Genomic DNA, 17,663 nt, shown 5'->3' with positions numbered 1-17,663 from the left:
TTTGAGACAGCTGTATTATACAGGTCTCTATGAAAAAAGAACAGATTGCGCTGATACCGCCATTCTGCTCTTTTCGTCTTACACTTCGATCAGGACTTGCTGCTCAGCCCCATGGGTTTGTCCATGAAAATCCGCTCATCCATGATCTTCAGGTCATCTGCCACTACCGGAACGAAGTCCATCTGGTCCAGGACGTCCTTTTGCAGATCGATGCCCGGTGCAATTTCCGTCAGGGTGAAGACGCCATCCCGGAGCTCAAAGACAGCGCGTTCGGTGATGTACATGACCTTCTGACCGGATTTCTTTGCATATTCCGCCGAGAACGTGATCTGTTCCACATCGTTCTTGAATTTCTTGACCTGGCCCTCGTTGACAATGGTGAGTGTGCCATTGCCGAATTCTTCCTTCAGTCCCTTTGCTGTGAAGGTTCCGCAGAAAACCACGACCGGCGTGGACTGCGTGATGTTGATGAACCCGCCGCAGCCGGCAATTTTGGGTCCAAACCGGGACACGTTGATGTTGCCGTTACGGTCGCATTCTGCCAGGCCCAGGAACGCTTCATCCAGTCCGCCGCCATCATAGAAGTCAAACAGGGCCGGCGAATCCACGGTGGCTTCCGGGTTGGTGGCAGCACCAAACCCGACACCGCTGGCCGGAACTCCGCCGATGTTGCCGGCTTCCACTGTCATTTTCAGACCGGAAATGCCTTCTTCATTGGCGACATTGGCGACCCCTTCGGGAATGCCGATGCCCAGGTTCAGTATGGCATTAGGAACCAGTTCCATGGCTGCACGGCGGCTGATGACCTTTCGCGCATTCAGCGGCATGGGTGTCAGTGCATCCAGCGGTTTTTTGATCTGCCCGGAGAATTCCGGCTTGTAGGGATCCATGTAGGTCTGCCAGTGGTTGGCGGGTGTTCCCTTGACCACATAATCCACCATGATGCCAGGCACCTTCACGTCCTTGGGATCCAGCGTGCCGTTCTGCACAATGTCTTCCACCTGGGCAATGACAATGCCGCCGGTGTTCTTCACGGCTTCGGCCATCGGCAGGGCTTCCAGGAACGCGGCTTCCTTGTCCATGGTGAGGTTGCCGTTTTCATCTGCATATGTCCCGCGGATGAATCCGACGTTGATCTGTTTGAAGGGCTTGTAGCGAAGATACTCTTCCCCGTCGATTTCCATGAGCTCCACCAGATCCTCGTCGGTGATGTCATTCATCTTTCCACCCTGCAGACGCGGATCCACGAAGGTGTTCAGGCCGATTTTTGTGATTACACCCGGACGCTTTGCGGCAATTTCCCGCAGCAGCTGAGCCAGTGTCCCGATGGGCAGGTTCCAGGCCTTGACCTTGTTTTCCGTAACCAGTTTCTGCAAAGCCGGCACCAGGTTACAGTGGCCGCCCACGATGCTGCGAAGCAGTCCTTCATGGGCCAGGTGATTCATTCCCAGTTTGTCTGTACCGTCACCCACATTGGTGGGGAAAAACAGATCCAGGTCTTTCGGGGCACCGGTTTTCAGGAACCGGTCCTCCAGTGCATATGTCAGCTCCTGTGGATGACACATGCCAATGAAACCGCTCATGACGATGCGGTCACCGTCCTTGACCAGCAGCGCTGCCTCTTCCGGCGTTATGACCTTGCTCATATTACTTGTTGGAGAACTGCTTGTCCCTGACTTTGTTCAGGAAGCAGTCCATGCCGTATGTCTGGTCTTCCGTTGCGAAGCAGTCGGAGAAATCCTTCACTTCTTCCGCAATGCCTTCGTCGATCGTGCCATTCAGACCGTTGTTGATGGCTTTCTTCGCCTGTGCGACAGCGATCGGTGCATTTTTGGCAATGCCGGCCGCCATTTTTTCCACAGTCGCCATGAGTTCTTCCGCCGGAACCACGGCGTTGACCAGGCCGATTTTTTCCGCTTTGTCCGCCTTGATGTTGCGGGCCGTGAAGATCATTTCCTTGGCAATGCCAGCCGGAACCAGACGCGCCAGACGCTGTGTACCGCCGAATCCCGGCGTGATGCCCAGGCCCACTTCCGGCTGACCGAAGACTGCGTTGTCGGCTGCCACACGGATGTCGCAGGACATGGCCAGTTCACAGCCCCCACCCAGGGCGAAACCGTTCACTGCAGCGATGACCGGGCAGTGCAGAGTTTCGATTTCACGGAAAATCTTGTTTCCGTATGCACCGTATTCCGCAGCTTCTTCCACTGTTTTGTCCTTCATTTCGGCGATGTCAGCCCCGGCCACAAAGGACTTGTCTCCGGCACCTGTGATGATCAGGCAATAGGTATCGTCGTCATTTTTGACTGTGTTGACCGCTTCTTCCAGGTCTTTCAGAACGTCTGTGGACAGAGCGTTCAGGGCTTTCGGACGGTTGATCGTGATCTTGGATACATGTCCGTTCTTTTCGAGAATTACGTTTTCCATGGTATTTCCTCCTGAGGCAGTTGTGCCTTGCTGCCGCCTGTTCAGCCGGCAGTGTTTGCATATGGATAAAAAGAGGCGAAAGATGTCTTTCGCCTCTGGATACAGACAGGATGAACCGCTGCCGGTTTTGCAAACCGGCCAGGCCCGCTGCTCTGCCTGTTGTCAGCCGGCTACTTCTTGTAGTTATAGAAGCCTTCTCCGGTTTTGCGTCCGAGCTTGCCGGCACGGACCATTTTGCGCAGCAGTGTGCTGGCACGGTACTTGGAGTCACCGGTTTCGTGATACAGGACATCCATGATGGCCAGAACAACATCCAGTCCGATCAGGTCACCCAGAGCCAGGGGGCCCATCGGGTGGTTGGCACCCAGCTGCATGGCTGTGTCAATATCCTCTGTGGAGGCGATGCCTTCCTGCAGGATGACAGATGCTTCGTTGACCATCGGGATCAGGATGCGGTTTACCACGAAGCCGGGTCCTTCGTTGACTTCGACCGGTGTCTTGCCAATCTCTTTGGAGATTTCCTTGATGGTTTCCTTCACTTCATCCGGCGTGTTGGCACCGGAAATGACTTCCACCAGTTTCATCCGGTCAGCCGGGTTGAAGAAGTGCATGCCGATCACGGGGTGCTTGATGCCGTTGGCGATTTCCGTTACGGACAGACTGGAGGTGTTTGTGCCGAAAATGGCATCTTCCTTCACGATTTCGTCCAGTTTCTTGAACAGGTCTTTCTTGACAGGCATCTGTTCCAGCACGGCTTCGACGATCAGATCGCAGTCAGCCAGGTCTTCGTATTCACCGGCCTTCAGGTTCGCTTTCGCTGCATCGGCAGCTTCCTGGGTGATTTTTCCCTTGGCCACGAGTTTGTCCTTGCCTGCAAAGATTTTGTTGACGCCGTTTTCAGCCCATTCCTTCTTGACATCCACAACCGTTACATCGTTGCCTGCAGATGCGAATGCATTCGCGATGCCCTGGCCCATTGTGCCGGCACCGACTACGCCTACTTTTCTTGTCATTGTTCAGTTCCTTCTTCCGTTTTTCTCTATGATTATGCGGCTTTCGCCTTTTTGATTTCTTCCACCAGCAGCGGCATGACTTCTTCGATCTTGCCTACATAGCCAAGGTTGGCAATCTTGAAGATTTCTGCTTCCGGGTCACGGTTGATTGCGATGATGAAGTCGGATTTTTCCATACCGGCCACATGCTGAACGGCACCGGAAATACCGCATGCGATGTACAGAGTCGGACGAACCGTCTTGCCGGTCTGGCCAACCTGTACAGCCTTGTCTGCGAAACCGTCTTCCACGACGGCACGGGTGGCGCAGACTTCACCGCCCAGTTCCTTTGCGACTTCGTTCAGGTAGTCGAGGCTGCCTTCCGCACCACGGCCGGCACCGATCAGGATATCTGCCTTGGTGATGTCAATTCCTTCTGCCAGTTTGGGTTCCACTTCCAGGATGGTGACTTCCGGCTCTGTGGTTTCCCACTTCGGTGCGAACTCGATGACTTCGCCTGTACGGGTTTCATCCACGGGTGCCATGTCGAATACTTTCGGACGGATGGTCGCCATCTGCGGACGGGTGTTCGGGCAGACGATCGTGCCAAACAGGTTGCCGCCGAATGTGGGACGGGTCACCAGCAGCAGGGCTTCGCCATCCTTCACTTTGTCCAGGTCGATGGCAATCTTCGTGGCATCCGCAGTCAGACCTGCATTCAGACGGGCAGCCACACGGGGAGCCAGGTCGCGGCCTTCCACTGTGGCACCGGTCAGGAAGCTGTCAGGCTTGAATTCGTTGACGACCTGTGTAAGCGCATCTGCATAGAACTGTGTGTTGTAGTCCTTCAGCAGGGGATCGTCCACGACGATGACCTTGTCAGCACCATGGGCAATGACTTCCCCGGCCTTATCCTTGATGCCGCTGCCCAGCAGCACACCAACCACGTTGAATCCCATTTCCGGCATGCTGGCCACGAGCTTGCGGGCTTCGGAAATCAGTTCGTATCCGACATCCGCAATGTTTCCGTCTTTCTGTTCGACAAAGACATAAATGTCCTTGTATCCATCAAATTTAGCCATTGGTGATGTCCCCTTCCTACTTCTTGATCAGCTGCTTTTCTTTCAGGGCAGCTGCAATCTTTTCAGCAGTCTCCGCAGCGGGCAGATCGAATGTCTCTGTCTTGGCGGATACTTCCTTGGTGAATGTGGCATGAACTTTTGTGGGAGATCCGGCCAGGCCGACCACTTCCAGCGGCAGGTCCAGATCATCGAATGTCATGGTCTGCACGGGCTTGTTGAAGGAATCCACGATGTCCACACAGTTCATGTAACGCGGTTTGTTCATGCCGGACAGCGTGGTCAGGACAGCAGGCATGGTGCATTCCAGGACCTGCTCCTCGTCTTCCAGCTGCTTGCGGACTTTCACCTTTTCCGGCGTCAGTTCCAGGATTTCATCCACATAGGTGATCTGTGGAATGCCCAGGCGTTCTGCGGTCTGCGGTCCAACCTGTGCCGTATCGCCATCGATTGCCTGACGGCCGGCGATGATCAGGTCAAAGCCGATTTTCTTCAGGGCTGCAGCCAGTGTGCGGCTGGTGGCGCATGTATCGGCACCACCCAGGCGGCGGTCTGTCAGGAGAACAGCTCCGTCAGCACCGCGGGCAATGCATTCCTGGAGCATGCCGGCAGCCTGCGGGGGACCCATGGACAGGACCGTGACTTTGACATCGGGGTTTTTGTCCTTCAGTTCCAGAGCTGCTTCCAGGCCGGCCAGGTCATCCGGGTTGATGATGGAAGGCACGCCGTCGCGGACCAGAGTTCCTGTATTTTTGTCTACCGTGATTTCAGTTGAATCCGGTACCTGTTTAGCCAGTACTACGATATTCATGATCGATGATTCCTCCCTACTTCAGCATGGCGCCGGAGATGACCATGCGCTGCACTTCCGATGTTCCTTCATAGATCTCGGTGATCTTGGCATCACGGAACATGCGTTCAACCGGCAGATCGCGGGTGTAGCCGTAGCCGCCCATGAGCTGAATGGCCTTTGTGGTCACATCCATGGCGGTTTCTGCCGCAAACAGCTTGGCTTCCGCAGCCAGTGTTGTATAGGGTTTTCCCTGTTCCTTTGCCATTGCAGCCTGGTACACCAGCAGACGTGCTGCGTCCACGGCAGTCTGCATGTTTGCCAGCTGGAACTGGGTGTTCTGGAATTTTGCAATGGGACGGCCGAACTGTTTTCTTGCCTTCACATAGGGAATGACTTCGTCAATGGCGCCCTGTGCAATGCCAAGCGCCTGGGCTGCGATGCCGATCCGGCCGCCATCCAGTGTCTGCATGGCAATGCGGAATCCCTGGCCTTCCTTGCCCAGAAGGTTCTCCTTCGGAACACGCACGTTGTTGAAAATCAGCTCGCTGGTAGCGGAACCGCGGATACCCAGTTTCTTTTCGTGCTGGCCAATGGTGAAGCCCGGTGTGTCCTTCTCCACGATGAAAGCGGAAATGCCGCGGGTGCCCTTGGACTTGTCTGTCATGGCAAAGATGATGTAGACATCGGCTTCACCGGCGTTGGTGATGAAAATCTTGGTGCCGTTGATGACATAATCGTCGCCATCCTTCACGGCAGTCGTCTGCTGACCGGCAGCGTCTGTGCCTGCATTGGGTTCAGTCAGGCCGAAGGCAGCCAGCTTTTCACCGGATGCCAGCGGGCGAAGATATTTTTCCTTCTGTTCGGGTGTGCCGAACTGGGCGATGGGCCAGGTGCCCAGGGAGGTGTGAGCGGACAGGACAACACCGGTTGTTGCACACTTCTTGCTCAGTTCCTCGACTGCGAGGATGTAGCTCAGATAGTCGGCACCGGCGCCTCCATATTCCTTGGGATATGGAATACCCAGCATCTTGGCGTCTCTCATGACCTGAACGGCTTCCTTCGGGAAGCGTTCGTTTTCGTCAACGTCTGCTGCGTTTTCCTTTACTTCATTTTCCGCAACTTCGCGGAACAGCTTCTGCATCAGCTTCTGCTGCTCTGTCAGGTTAAAATCCATAATGAAGTTCTCCTTTCCATACATGAACTTGCATTGGCAGGCACACAAAAAAGTTTTCACTGTTTTACATGCGACTCAATTTTACAGAGCGCTTCCATTGAAGTCAATGACAATTGAGAACAATTTCACAATTTATACTGTAATAATCCGCCCTATATGTAAGGGGATTTTCAAATTGTGCATTTAATCACAAATCAGTTTGACACCTTCCCGGGCGGGCGGTACTATCATAAAGGACTCTGAAACGGAGTAGAAAGAGGACCTATTATGAACAAAGCCTACATCGTCGCTGCCAAGCGTTCCGCCATCGGTACATTTCTGGGCAGTCTGACCAATGTTCCCGCCGCCGAGCTGGGAGCCACAGTCCTGAAGGCAGCCATTGCCGAAGCAGGCATTGAGCCCAAGGACATCAACGAAGTCATCATCGGCAACGTCATCGGCGCAGGCCTGGGCCAGAACATCGCCCGCCACATTTCCCTGGATGCCGGCATTCCCGAAAGCGTGCCTGCCCACTCCATCAACATGGTCTGCGGATCCGGTCTGGAAGCCATCATTGAAGCGACCATCCGCATTCATGCAGGCTGGGGCGACCTGTTCGTGGCCGGCGGCGTGGAAAACATGTCCGCTGCTCCCTACCTGCTGAGCGGCAAAAACCGCACCGGCACAAAAATGGGCAACCAGACAATTGTGGATGCCATGACCTATGATGCCCTGACAGACGCCATGAATAATGTACACATGGGCGTGACTGCAGAAAACATTGCCAAGAAATACAACATCACCCGTGAAATGCAGGACGAATTTGCCCTGGCATCCCAGGAAAAAGCCCTGAAGGCCATTGCAGACGGCAAATTCAAGGACGAAATCGTTCCCATCGAAGTAAAACAGCGCAAGGCAACGGTTGTCTTCGACACCGATGAACACCCCCGTGCCACGTCCCTGGAAAAACTGGCGAAACTTCGTCCGGCCTTCATCAAGGACGGCACAGTCACAGCCGGCAACGCATCCGGCATCAACGACGGCGCTTCCATGTGTATCGTGGCAAGCGAAGAAGCCGTGAAGAAATACAACCTGAAGCCCATTGCCGAAGTCATCGGCTGCGGACAGGGCGGCGTCGATCCCCTGTACATGGGCCTGGGTCCCACACCTGCGATCCTGAACGCCCTGAAACAGGCAGACCTGAAGCTGCAGGACATGGATGTCATCGAGCTGAACGAAGCCTTCGCATCCCAGTCTCTGGGTGTGGTTCATGAACTGGTGGAAAAGACAGGCATCGACCGCGATGAACTCCTGAAGATCACCAACGTGAACGGCGGCGCCATCGCCCTGGGTCACCCCGTTGGTGCATCCGGCAACCGGATCTTCGTTTCCCTGCTGCACGAAATGGTTCGTGAAAAAGCGAAATACGGTCTGGCCAGCCTCTGCATCGGCGGCGGCATGGGTACCGCAGTCGTTGTCAAGAACTGCGAAGATTAGTCACAGCCACTCAATTTATAAAAGGGGCTGTAACAGTTAAACCTGGACAGCTATCCTAAATAAAAACGCAAAGGGCAGGAAAGCTTATCAGCTGATCTGCCCTTTGTTGTATGATTTGTTTGTGCTAAAAAACATACAACCGAATTATATCCATTATCCGTTCGGCGTACAAGAATCACTCGCGCTGGATGTACCAGTCCGAATCCAATCTGATGACCCTGTTTACTCTTTCCTGGAAGCGATAGAAAGGATCAATCTTGCCAAATACTTCGCTCCGGTCAGATCGAACAATTCCAGCTCTCACGATCGTGTGATGCTGCTCCGGGTCATCCTTTTCTCATACATGACATCCAGAAAGAACATCTCCCTCAGGGAGCTGGAATCCCTGTGCCGTACAGACTGTCGGTTTCTTTACCTGTCCAACTATGAAATGCCCAGCCATCAGGCTTTCAAAAGGGTCCTGGATATCCTTCAGGAAGGGGCCATCGATGATATTTTCTTTGAGCTCAGCCATCATATCGCCGTCGATCTGATGTGCATCGACCCACATGTGCAATTCGTCGATGGAACAAAGATAGAAGCTAATGCCCACAAGAATTCTTTCGTCTATAAGAAGAGGATCGTGAACAGTCGCAAGAAGCTGTATCTGAGCGCTTCAGCTTTGTTAAGCGAGATCAATTCCTTCTTTGGCTATGACTGACCTTAGAATAATTTACGGACAGTCCATTTAGAGATTCTAAGAATACCGGTATCTATGTCATAGAACTACAATCACTATGAAAGAGGAAAATCTATGGCAAAGAAACGTAAAACATTTACAGATGAATTCAAGCAGGATGCGGTTCAATTTTTGACTAACCATCCAGAAATGACCGTTATAGAATGTGCTGAAACACTTGGTGTAGGCCGCAGCACCCTGGAAAGATGGAGGGCAGATTTCAACCGATCCGGTCTTTCAGCTGTGACAGCTCATAATAATGACAAGGAAGAAAAAGACCTTCTCAAAGAAAATGTCAGGCTTCAACGAGAACTCAGGGACTCACAGGAGGCTTTGAAGATTCTAAAAAAAGCCATAAGCATTCTGGGAAACTGAAGCAGGTCGAATACGAACTTGTTGCCGAGGATCATAAAGCTGGAATCCAATTCTCGGTATCCAGGGTGCTTCATAAACTTGGTCTTTCAAGATCTGGCTATTACGACTATTTAAAGCGGAAACCCAGCCACCAGGAAAAGCGCAGGCATGATGTGAAAAAGGCCATCCTTCAGATTTATGAAGACAGCCACGAAAACTACGGAGCGCCAAAAATCGCTAAAATCCTGAACTCAGGAGGGATCTCCATTACAGAAAGGACCGTTGGTGTTTATATGCGTCAAATGGGGATCCGAGCACAGTGGGTCAAGCCTCATACACAAACCACAATACGAAGTGATTTCAGTGGAAATCTGAAGAATCTTCTGGATAGAAACTTCTCTCCGGCTCACCCAAACTGCGTATGGTGCACAGATATCACCTATATCCACACAAAGCTGGACGGATTCGTTTACCTTGCCTGCATCATGGATCTGTATTCCAGAAGGATCATTTCCTGGAAGCTTACAAAAACGCTGGACACAGGTCCAATTCTGAAATCGATCGAAGAAGCCAGAAAACGCCGGCCGTCCCAGGAACCGATAATGATTCATACGGACCGAGGAATCCACTATACCTGTGATCTGTACAGAAAACTGACCAGAGGAATGATTCGCAGTTATTCAGCAAAAGGAGTTCCGTATGACAACGCCTGTATTGAATCATTCCACTCCCTGATCAAGAGGGAATGGCTGAGCAGGTTCGATATACAGAACTACAGGCATGCATACCGACTGGTGAGTCAGTATATAGATGACTGGTACAACCCTGAACGGATACACAGCCACTGTGGATATATGTCCCCAGCAGAATATGAAGTAATGTTCCAAAGGACCAGCACTGACTGAGAAAGAATTCTGGAGCGCCCTTTACAGTGGGCTATCCCCTGGTAGACTGATGAGCCTTCAGCCAAGAACTGTCAGATATTGACTCTTTGGATGAAGGCAAGAGAAAGGGGTCCAGGGGATAGTGGGCCCCACTGTCAAGGGAGGAAGCGGAGGAAATCTTTCGTAGAATTGGCAGTATCTGCCGACTCTCTAAAATCAGTGTCCGTTTTCTTGACATAGGACCAGACTATCCCCTCAGGGATGAATATCAGTCCTGGGATCTTTTCTATGTCTGCCAGTACCTGATGGAAGTCATGGTCCAGACTGACACGAAAATCTGTTATGGGATCGGCCATCGCAAGTCTTCCATTCAGAGATACTATGATTCACTGTTGAAAATGGCTTTGAAGCTGATGGAGTATGAAGAATGGCTTTATACGCTTGGAAACCGCAACTCATGTTCAAAAACCGACCTTGATGCGACCTTCATGGCCACCAAATGGGATTATTACAACCAAAGCGGAGTCACCAGACCGTGCTACAACTGCCAGATCGCAGTCAGTGACGGATTGATCGTGAATGCGGATATATTCCAGAATCCGGGAGACACCCTCACCTGGCAGGCTTTCATGGACCGTTATCATGACTATACAGGGAAGTATCCTTGCAGACCCGTAGCGGATGCGGGATATGGAAGTCTTGACAATTACCTGTACAACCTGAAAAACGGGATAGAACTGGTACAGAAATACGGAAACTTTGGGAAGAAGAAGGACCGAAGATTCCAGAAGAGGATCTACAATGTGCTCAACTGGAAGCAAACAGAAGAAGGGTTTCTGATCTGTCCGGAAGGAAGGGTCCTGGATCAGTATGAAGGGGACAATATATCAAGGACCCGTGGTGGAAATCTTCATATCAGTCAGATGTACGCGGAGAAAGGCCATTGTGAGGGATGTCCCAGACGGTCCCATTGTTTCCGGTTCGGAAAGTACAGGAGAGTCGGAAAGAATGTAGTGATGGAAGAGCTGCAGGGAAAAGTAGATGAAAACCTGGGATGCGAAGAAGGAAAGGGACTCTGCAGGCAGCGGTCAATACAGGTGGAGGGAGCATTCGGGATCCTGAAGCAAGACCGGGGAATGACCAGATTCAGGCGAAGAGGATTGAAAGGTGTCAAGATGGAATTTCTTTTGAACTGTCTGGGTCTGAATCTTTATAAATATCATCTGTTCTGGCTTAAACAGAGGGCAAATAACCTTATAGGCAAGCTAAACTGACGAGGAAAAACAGGCTTTTTTTGAAAGTTATCCCCTAAGTTGTTTTTATAATGGCCAAAAAGAAATGTCTGGAGAATACCAATGGAATCTCCAGACATTTTTTCCGTTTATAACAAGAAAAAGGGGCTGTAATCAGCCTACAGACCGTAAAACCGGCCTTACTGTTACAACCCCTTTTTTGTTACTCCTTTCGACCGTTTTCAAAGCCATCCCATGGACCACAGGCAGCAAATCTGTCCGGCAAGCCGCTGCCGGTTCCAGAACATGCCTGTTTGTTCGTGGCGGCTGGGATCCTGCAGGCTGCACCCATCAGGGTCATATCCTGTCACCAGCAGAAAAGAGCCGGTTGGGGGACAGTCTTTGGAGCCGGCACAGACCACCAACGGCTGGCCCGTGTCCAGAGCCTGTCAGCCCTGATGCTGTGGATCCAGTCCCAGTCCCCTGGCCTCTGTCCTTCCGTCTTGGCAGCAGTGTGAACAAAAACCATTGGGTTCCTGTTCCTGCAGTCAGTCACCCTGGTTTTCTGAAAAAAGCCGGTGATCAAAACGAAGCAGCTCCCCGGGATCCTCAAAACAGGCGTTATACCGCCTTCCCCTTCAGAGACCTGCGAACAGCCAAAAACCGAAAACCGCCTGCATTGGCTTTCCGTTTTTCGGGAAACGGTCTGCCTGCAGGCGGTTTTTTTCTATTGTCTCTGTTTCAGTGATGCTTCCCTGTTCAGGCCTCTGCATCCTGTCTTGCATCGGCTGCCGGCTGGTCCTGAGCAGCGGCACTGTCCTGTTCATTGATCTCCCGGATCTTCTTCTCGATCCGGTTGCCGTACTCGATGCTGGTATCCTGGAAAAACTGCAGTTCGGGCACCTTGCGCATTTTCACGTTCTTCGCGATCGTGCTCCGGATGAACCCCCTGCTCTGGTTCAGGATCTTCATTCCCGCATCATTGCGTTCCTGTTTCCCCAGGAACGATACATAGACTTTCGCGATGGAAAGATCGCCGGTACACTGCACGTCTGTCACTGTCACGAACCCCAGTTTAGGGTTCTTCAGCTCGAACTGCAGGATCCGGGAAATCTCCCTGCGCAGGATCGCATCGATCCTGTCTGTCTTTGGCATGTTATTCCTTCACTTCCTGGTCTTCGTAGGCCTCGATCACATCATCCACCTTGATGTCGTTGAACTTCTCGATCGTCAGACCGCACTCAAAGCCTGCGCTGACTTCCTTGACGTCGTTGTCAAAGCGCCGCAGCGAACCAAGATCGCCTTCGTATACCACGATGCCCTCGCGGATCAGACGCACCTTGCAGTCGCGACGGATCACACCATCGGTCACCATGCAGCCGGCAATGGTACCCACTTTGGAGACCTTGAAGATCTGGCGGACTTCCGCCTGACCGATCACGACTTCCTCGTATACCGGTGCCAGCATGCCCTTCATGGCTGCTTCCAGTTCCTCCAGGGCCTTGTAGATGATGTTGTGCAGACGGATCTGCACGCCTTCCTCTTCCGCTTTCTTGCGGACAGCCGCTGTCGGACGGATGTTGAAGCCATAAATAATGGCATTCGAGGCGCTGGCCAGCATGATGTCGCTCTCCGTGATGGCACCCGCACGGGAACCGATCACGTTGACGCGAACCGTATCCACATCCAGCTTCTCCATGGAAGCCTTCAGCGCTTCGGCGGAACCCTGCACATCGGCTTTGATCAGGACATTGATTTCCTTCACATCACCCTCGTTGATCTGCTTCGCCAGGTCCTCCAGGCTCATCGCACTGGACTGGTTCCGTTCCTTCTCGATCTGCTTCTCCAGACGGTGGTTGGCAATTTCCGCCGCCTTCTTGTAGGAATCGTAGGTCAGGAACACATCACCCGCGCGGGGCACTTCCGACAGACCGATGATTTCCACAGGCATGGACGGACCGGCAGTCTTGATTTCCATGCCCCGGTCATTGGTCATCTTCCGGACACGGCCGTAGCTCGTGCCGACCACCACGGAATCACCTGTGTGCAGCGTACCCTGCTGTACCAGCAGTGTGGCCACAGGACCGCGGCCCTTGTCCAGCTTGGCTTCCACGACAGTACCCGATGCATTGGTATCCGGGTTTGCCTTCAGCTCCGACATGTCGGCGACCAGCAGCAGCGTTTCCAGAAGATCCTCGACACCTTCCCCGCTCCGGGCGGAAATCTGTGTGAAGATCGTGTCACCGCCCCATTCCTCCGGCATGACGCCGTAGTCGGAGAGCTCGGCCATGACTTTGTCCGGATTGGCACCCGGCTTGTCGATTTTGTTGACAGCCACAACCATCGGGACCTTCGCTGCCCGGGCGTGGTCAATGGACTCCTTGGTCTGCGGCATGACGCCATCGTCTGCCGCAACGATCAGAACCACGATGTCCGTGATCTGCGCCCCGCGGGCACGCATCGCAGTGAATGCTTCGTGACCCGGTGTATCCAGGAACGTGACCTTCCGGCCCTTCAGCGACACCTGGTAGGCACCGATGTGCTGGGTAATGCCGCCGAATTCACCCTCCGTGACGTTGGTCTTCCGGATGGTGTCCAGCAGCGTGGTCTTTCCGTGATCGACGTGACCCATGATCGTGACCACAGGCGGACGCGGCTTCAGCTGGGATTCATCGAATTCCCGTGCCCCGATCTGCTCCTCGATGTCGTCTTCCTCGATCACGACTTCCTTGTGGCATTCGGTGTTGAACTCCATGCAGATCAGCTCGATGTCCTCATCCGACAGCACCGTGTTGATGGTGGACATGTTGCCCATCATAAACAGGAACTTGATGATCTCCGAGCTGTTCCGCTTCATGAGCTCCGCCAGCTGCCCCACAGTCAGCGTACCGCTGTATGTAATGGACTTCGCGGCTTCCTGCCGTGTCCTGGAGGGTCCGTGCCCGCCGTTTCTGTTTCGCCCTCCGTTGTTTCCGCCATTGCGGTTCGGGCGTCTGTTCGGTCTTCTGTTCGGTTTCTTGGCCACCCAATCACCTGTCCTTTCTCAATTCATCTATCCGTCCGGCAAATCCTGCATCCGTCACGACCAGTGCCTTCATTGCCCGGTTTGAGATCCGGTCGAATTCCCCTGCATCCAGCTCCAGTACAGGAACAGAATACGTGCGGCACTTGTCCAGGATCTTCTTCTTCGTATTGTTTCCCGTCTCAGACGACAGGACAGCCAGTCTGGCCTTTCCCCGGCAGATTGCCGGGATCAGCCCGTCACCCCGCACGGTTTTGCCCGCCGCCATGGCCAGCTGCAGAAGACTGATGATTCTGTTGTCTGTCATCGTTCTTCCTTTGCCGCCATCAGCCGATGATGGTCGCCAGCCCGTCATAGACTTCCTCCGGTACAGTCGTTTCCAGTGCACGGTCCAGCGCCTTGTTCTTCCGGGCCTTCGCCAGGGTTTCAGCACTCTTCTGCATATAGGCCCCATGCCCGTTCCGCTTGCCGGTCAGGTCGATTTCCACCTGTCCTTCCGGTGTGCGCACAACACGGATCAGCTCCTTTTTCGGGAACCGTTCCTGCGTCACGACGCACTTTCTCATCGGGATTTTCTTCATACCGTCCTCCTGTATCCAGTCCTCACGACAGTCAGACTAATCGTAGTAATCGTCGAACTCCTCGTAATCCACGTCATCATCCCAGGCCTCGGTCTGGGCTGCTTCCCGTTCTTCGATTTCCGCCAGCTCCTCATCGGAGTAAATCGGCCGCATTGCCTCAAAGGAAGGCTTTTTCTTTTCCTTTTCCTTGTCCTTATCCTGATCCCGGTCGCGGCGGTCATCCCAGCGCTTCTTCTTCGCGGCAGCAGGTTCCTGCTTTGTGTGGGCCCCGGCGAAGTCCTCGAACTTGGACTTGTATTCCCGGGTATCCAGGGCGTGCTCCTTGCGCTTTTCCCTGGCGATCTTCGCCGCCAGTTCCATCTCGTCCAGTTCACGTTCCGGTTTTGCGACGGGTTCCGGCTGAGCAGGCGCAGGCAGATCCTCTTCCTGTGCGACTGCCGGCAGGTCTTCCTCCTCCACCACAGCCGGTTCGGTTTCCGGCGCAGGTTCCGGCAGGTTCTCGGATTCATACAGCGTATCCACCGCCGTCGTTTCCTCGGGCTCATCCGCATAGGTGAAGTCCGCCGATTCGATGCTCTCGATGTCTCCGGTGTCTTCCTTGAACGCCGCCTGCTTCTCCTGCTGGCGATAGGCACGCTCGGCTGCCTTCTTCGCCTCCCAGGCTTCTTCCTGTTCACGGGCAATGGTCATATAGTCAATGCCCAGTTCATCCATCTCCGACTGCGACTTGATGTCGATCTTGTGATTGGAGAGACGGACCGCCAGGCGGGCGTTCTTTCCCTTCTTGCCGATGGCCAGCGACAGCTGGTTGTCCGGTACCACCACGATCAGGCCGTCCTTGACGTTCTCGTTTGGAATTACCGCAATGGCCTCCGAGGGAGCCAGCGCATTCTTGATCAGCGTGGAGATGTTGTCGCTCCACTCGAAGATGTCGATCTTCTCGCCGTTCAGTTCGTTGATGATAGTCTGCACACGGCTGCCGCGGGGTCCGATGCACGCACCGATGGGATCGATGTTCTCATTGTGGCTCATGACCGCCAGCTTGCAGCGTTCTCCGGCTTCCCGGGCGATGGCCTTGATTTCGATCACGCCGTTGTAGATCTCCGGCACTTCCCGCTCGAACAGCCGCTTCACGAACACCGGGGAAGACCGGGACACCAGCACCTGCGCTCCCTTGGTGTCCTTGTTCACTTCCGTGATCACGACCGGCAGGCGTTCTCCCTCGTGATACTGTTCCGTGGGAATCTGATCGCTCTTTTTCATCATGGCCAGTGTCTTGCCGATGTTCACAATGACGAACTTTTCCTCCACCGTTTCGATGGTTCCCTTCACCATGTCATCCACCTTGTCGCAGTACTCCTCATATACCTTGGCTTTTTCCGCCTCGCGGATCTTCTGCTTCATGACATTCTTGGCCAGCACGACAGCCGCACGGTCGAAGTTCCGGAAATCCACTTCCTCGTCGATCATATCGCCGGGTTTTGCGCCGGGTCTGATTCCCCGTGCTTCCGCCAGGGAAACTTCCAGATCCGGATCCAGGTCTTCCTCCGGGCTGTCCACCACCAGACGTTCGTGCCAGATCTGCACGTTGCCGTTTTTGATCTCCACCCGGACATAGGCATCGGGAACGTCAATGTACTTGCGGTAGGCCTTTGTCAGCGCTTCGGTCAGCGCTTCCTCCACGATGTCCTGGGAAAGTTCGCGGTCCGATTCAATGCCCCGCAGAGCTGTGGCCAGCGACTCAACTTTCAGCTTCATTTGATCAATCTCCTATATTTTCACCGCTGTCATGATCAGCGAGATGTTGTCCCTGTCCACGACCAGCTTCTTCGGACGTCCCTTGTCCTTGTAATGGACCGTCACGCTCTCGGGCTCCAGTGCTGCCAGGTCGCCGCGTACATCCGCCAGACCCTGCTTCGGTTCCCGGAGCTTCACATATACATATTGTCCCAGGGCGTTCTGCAGGTCCTGTTCAGTCTTCAGTTCCCGCTCCGCGCCGGGGGAGCAAACCTCCAGCATATATTCCTGGTCATTCCAGTCTTTTTCATCCAGAAGGGCGCTGATGGCGTCCGAGCAGACTGCGCAAGTATCCAGGTCCATGGTCCCGTCTTCCTTCTCTGCAGCGATCTGCAGGATGGGAGGCTTCTGATTGGTCAGCCACTGGATCTCGTAAAGTCTGCAGCCATGTTCTTTGAGGACCGGTTCGATCCACTTCTGCAGTTCTTTCATTCCTGTTCCTTTCCGGCAAAATTATAGGAGCGGTTCCCCGCTCCCTTTTTGGTCAATCAAACAGTACCACATTCGTCACCCGCGTTCAAGCTGTCCGATTCCATGCCCCGGCGAATGATCGCCGCGATCAGATCGGCAGCCAGTTTCGGGTCTTCATTGCACACAATGTACTTGTAGCGGTTCATCGTCTTGATTTCCCCGGCCGCCTTGGCCAGGCGCTGCTGAATGATCTCCTCCGGCTCGGATTTCCGTCCGCGGATCCTGCGCTCCAGTTCTTCCATGGAAGGGGGGATGATGAAAATCGACAGGGCATCCGGGCACTTCTCCTGCACCTGCATGGCACCCTGCACTTCGATTTCCAGCAGGACATTTTTCCCTTCGTCCCGCAGCCGGTTCACTTCCTTCATGGGCGTACCGTAGCGGTTCCCGACAAATTCCGCACTTTCCAGCAGTTCGCCGTTTTCCTGGGCCTTCTCGAACTCCTCCGGTGTGACAAAAAAATAATCTGTACCGTCCACTTCCCCGGCTCTGGGCTTTCGCGTGGTCATGGATGTGGAGTAGGCCAGTTTCAGGGAGGGATCTGCCTCCAGGTATTTTCTTACAGTACCCTTTCCTACCCCGCTGGGTCCGCTGAGCACCAACAGCAAGCCTCGTTTCATGTGCTGCCTCCCTTTCTGTCAGCTGCCATCCAGAGACTGAGCA

At 53.8% G+C, this 17,663-nt stretch carries 18 protein-coding genes; 5 read left to right on the top strand and 13 right to left on the bottom strand.

Translation table 11 applies throughout. The features are described from left to right. Positions 1–89 precede the first annotated feature (89 nt). The 6 genes from aalo17_RS05360 to aalo17_RS05335 form a co-directional block, all read right to left on the bottom strand. Complete coding sequence (locus tag aalo17_RS05360) at positions 90–1,646, bottom strand: acyl CoA:acetate/3-ketoacid CoA transferase (RefSeq protein WP_067556550.1); 1,557 nt, start codon at positions 1,644–1,646, stop codon at positions 90–92. 1 nt (position 1,647) lies between these two features. After that, on the bottom strand, positions 1,648–2,427 hold the full coding sequence (locus tag aalo17_RS05355; RefSeq protein ID WP_067556547.1) for an enoyl-CoA hydratase-related protein: 780 nt from the start codon (positions 2,425–2,427) through the stop codon (positions 1,648–1,650). 170 nt (positions 2,428–2,597) lie between these two features. Continuing rightward, positions 2,598–3,440, bottom strand: coding sequence for a 3-hydroxyacyl-CoA dehydrogenase family protein (locus aalo17_RS05350; protein ID WP_067556544.1), 843 nt, complete (start codon positions 3,438–3,440; stop codon positions 2,598–2,600). A gap of 32 nt (positions 3,441–3,472) precedes the next feature. After that, a complete protein-coding gene (locus tag aalo17_RS05345; RefSeq protein WP_067556542.1) occupies positions 3,473–4,501 on the bottom strand; it encodes an electron transfer flavoprotein subunit alpha/FixB family protein in 1,029 nt (342 codons plus the stop codon). 16 nt (positions 4,502–4,517) lie between these two features. After that, positions 4,518–5,309, bottom strand: a complete 792-nt coding sequence (locus aalo17_RS05340) for an electron transfer flavoprotein subunit beta/FixA family protein (protein WP_067556539.1) — start codon at positions 5,307–5,309, stop codon at positions 4,518–4,520. A 16-nt stretch (positions 5,310–5,325) separates the two neighbouring features. Next, positions 5,326–6,465, bottom strand: coding sequence for an acyl-CoA dehydrogenase (locus tag aalo17_RS05335; RefSeq protein ID WP_067556536.1), 1,140 nt, complete (start codon positions 6,463–6,465; stop codon positions 5,326–5,328). 267 nt (positions 6,466–6,732) lie between these two features. Here aalo17_RS05335 and aalo17_RS05330 point away from each other — a divergent pair, with 267 nt between their 5' ends. From aalo17_RS05330 to aalo17_RS05310, 5 genes are all read left to right on the top strand, one after another. Continuing rightward, the gene (locus aalo17_RS05330) at positions 6,733–7,941 is read left to right on the top strand and encodes an acetyl-CoA C-acetyltransferase (protein ID WP_067556533.1); all 1,209 of its coding nucleotides are present in this window, start codon (positions 6,733–6,735) and stop codon (positions 7,939–7,941) included. A 343-nt stretch (positions 7,942–8,284) separates the two neighbouring features. Further along, a complete protein-coding gene (locus aalo17_RS13395) occupies positions 8,285–8,641 on the top strand; it encodes a transposase (protein ID WP_236940515.1) in 357 nt (118 codons plus the stop codon). A gap of 93 nt (positions 8,642–8,734) precedes the next feature. Next, entirely contained in the window at positions 8,735–9,034 is a 300-nt protein-coding gene (locus aalo17_RS05320; RefSeq protein WP_067554245.1) for a transposase, read from the top strand. Continuing rightward, positions 9,031–9,918 (top strand): IS3 family transposase, encoded by an 888-nt coding sequence (locus aalo17_RS05315; protein WP_067554248.1) that lies wholly within the window; start codon positions 9,031–9,033, stop codon positions 9,916–9,918. The genes aalo17_RS05320 and aalo17_RS05315 overlap by 4 nt, the downstream gene beginning before the upstream one ends. A 293-nt stretch (positions 9,919–10,211) precedes the next feature. Further along, positions 10,212–11,171, top strand: a complete 960-nt coding sequence (locus aalo17_RS05310; RefSeq protein WP_067556527.1) for a transposase — start codon at positions 10,212–10,214, stop codon at positions 11,169–11,171. A 717-nt stretch (positions 11,172–11,888) separates the two neighbouring features. On the opposite strand, the gene rbfA is transcribed toward aalo17_RS05310, so the two are convergent. From rbfA to gmk, 7 genes are read right to left on the bottom strand one after another with little or no spacing between them, the layout of a single operon-like run. Continuing rightward, entirely contained in the window at positions 11,889–12,284 is a 396-nt protein-coding gene (gene rbfA, locus aalo17_RS05300; protein WP_067556515.1) for a 30S ribosome-binding factor RbfA, read from the bottom strand. A 1-nt stretch (position 12,285) separates the two neighbouring features. Further along, a complete protein-coding gene (gene infB / locus aalo17_RS05295; RefSeq protein ID WP_067556512.1) occupies positions 12,286–14,154 on the bottom strand; it encodes a translation initiation factor IF-2 in 1,869 nt (622 codons plus the stop codon). A 4-nt stretch (positions 14,155–14,158) separates the two neighbouring features. Further along, positions 14,159–14,458: a L7Ae/L30e/S12e/Gadd45 family ribosomal protein gene (locus tag aalo17_RS05290; protein WP_067556509.1), complete on the bottom strand. Its 300-nt coding sequence runs from the start codon at positions 14,456–14,458 to the stop codon at positions 14,159–14,161. A gap of 19 nt (positions 14,459–14,477) precedes the next feature. Then, complete coding sequence (rnpM, locus tag aalo17_RS05285) at positions 14,478–14,732, bottom strand: RNase P modulator RnpM (RefSeq protein ID WP_067556506.1); 255 nt, start codon at positions 14,730–14,732, stop codon at positions 14,478–14,480. Positions 14,733–14,768: 36 nt separating this feature from the next. Next, positions 14,769–16,490 carry a transcription termination factor NusA gene (gene nusA, locus aalo17_RS05280; RefSeq protein WP_236940514.1) on the bottom strand — a complete coding sequence of 574 codons (1,722 nt, stop codon included), beginning with the start codon at positions 16,488–16,490 and terminating at the stop codon, positions 14,769–14,771. 12 nt (positions 16,491–16,502) lie between these two features. After that, a complete protein-coding gene (gene rimP, locus aalo17_RS05275; protein ID WP_067556503.1) occupies positions 16,503–16,961 on the bottom strand; it encodes a ribosome maturation factor RimP in 459 nt (152 codons plus the stop codon). 56 nt (positions 16,962–17,017) lie between these two features. Next, entirely contained in the window at positions 17,018–17,620 is a 603-nt protein-coding gene (gene gmk, locus aalo17_RS05270) for a guanylate kinase (protein ID WP_067556500.1), read from the bottom strand. Positions 17,621–17,663 lie beyond the last annotated feature (43 nt).

Source organism: Faecalibaculum rodentium (assembly GCF_001564455.1).
GTDB classification, from domain to species: domain Bacteria; phylum Bacillota_I; class Bacilli_A; order Erysipelotrichales; family Erysipelotrichaceae; genus Faecalibaculum; species Faecalibaculum rodentium.
This window is presented reverse-complemented; position numbering and strand designations above follow the sequence as displayed.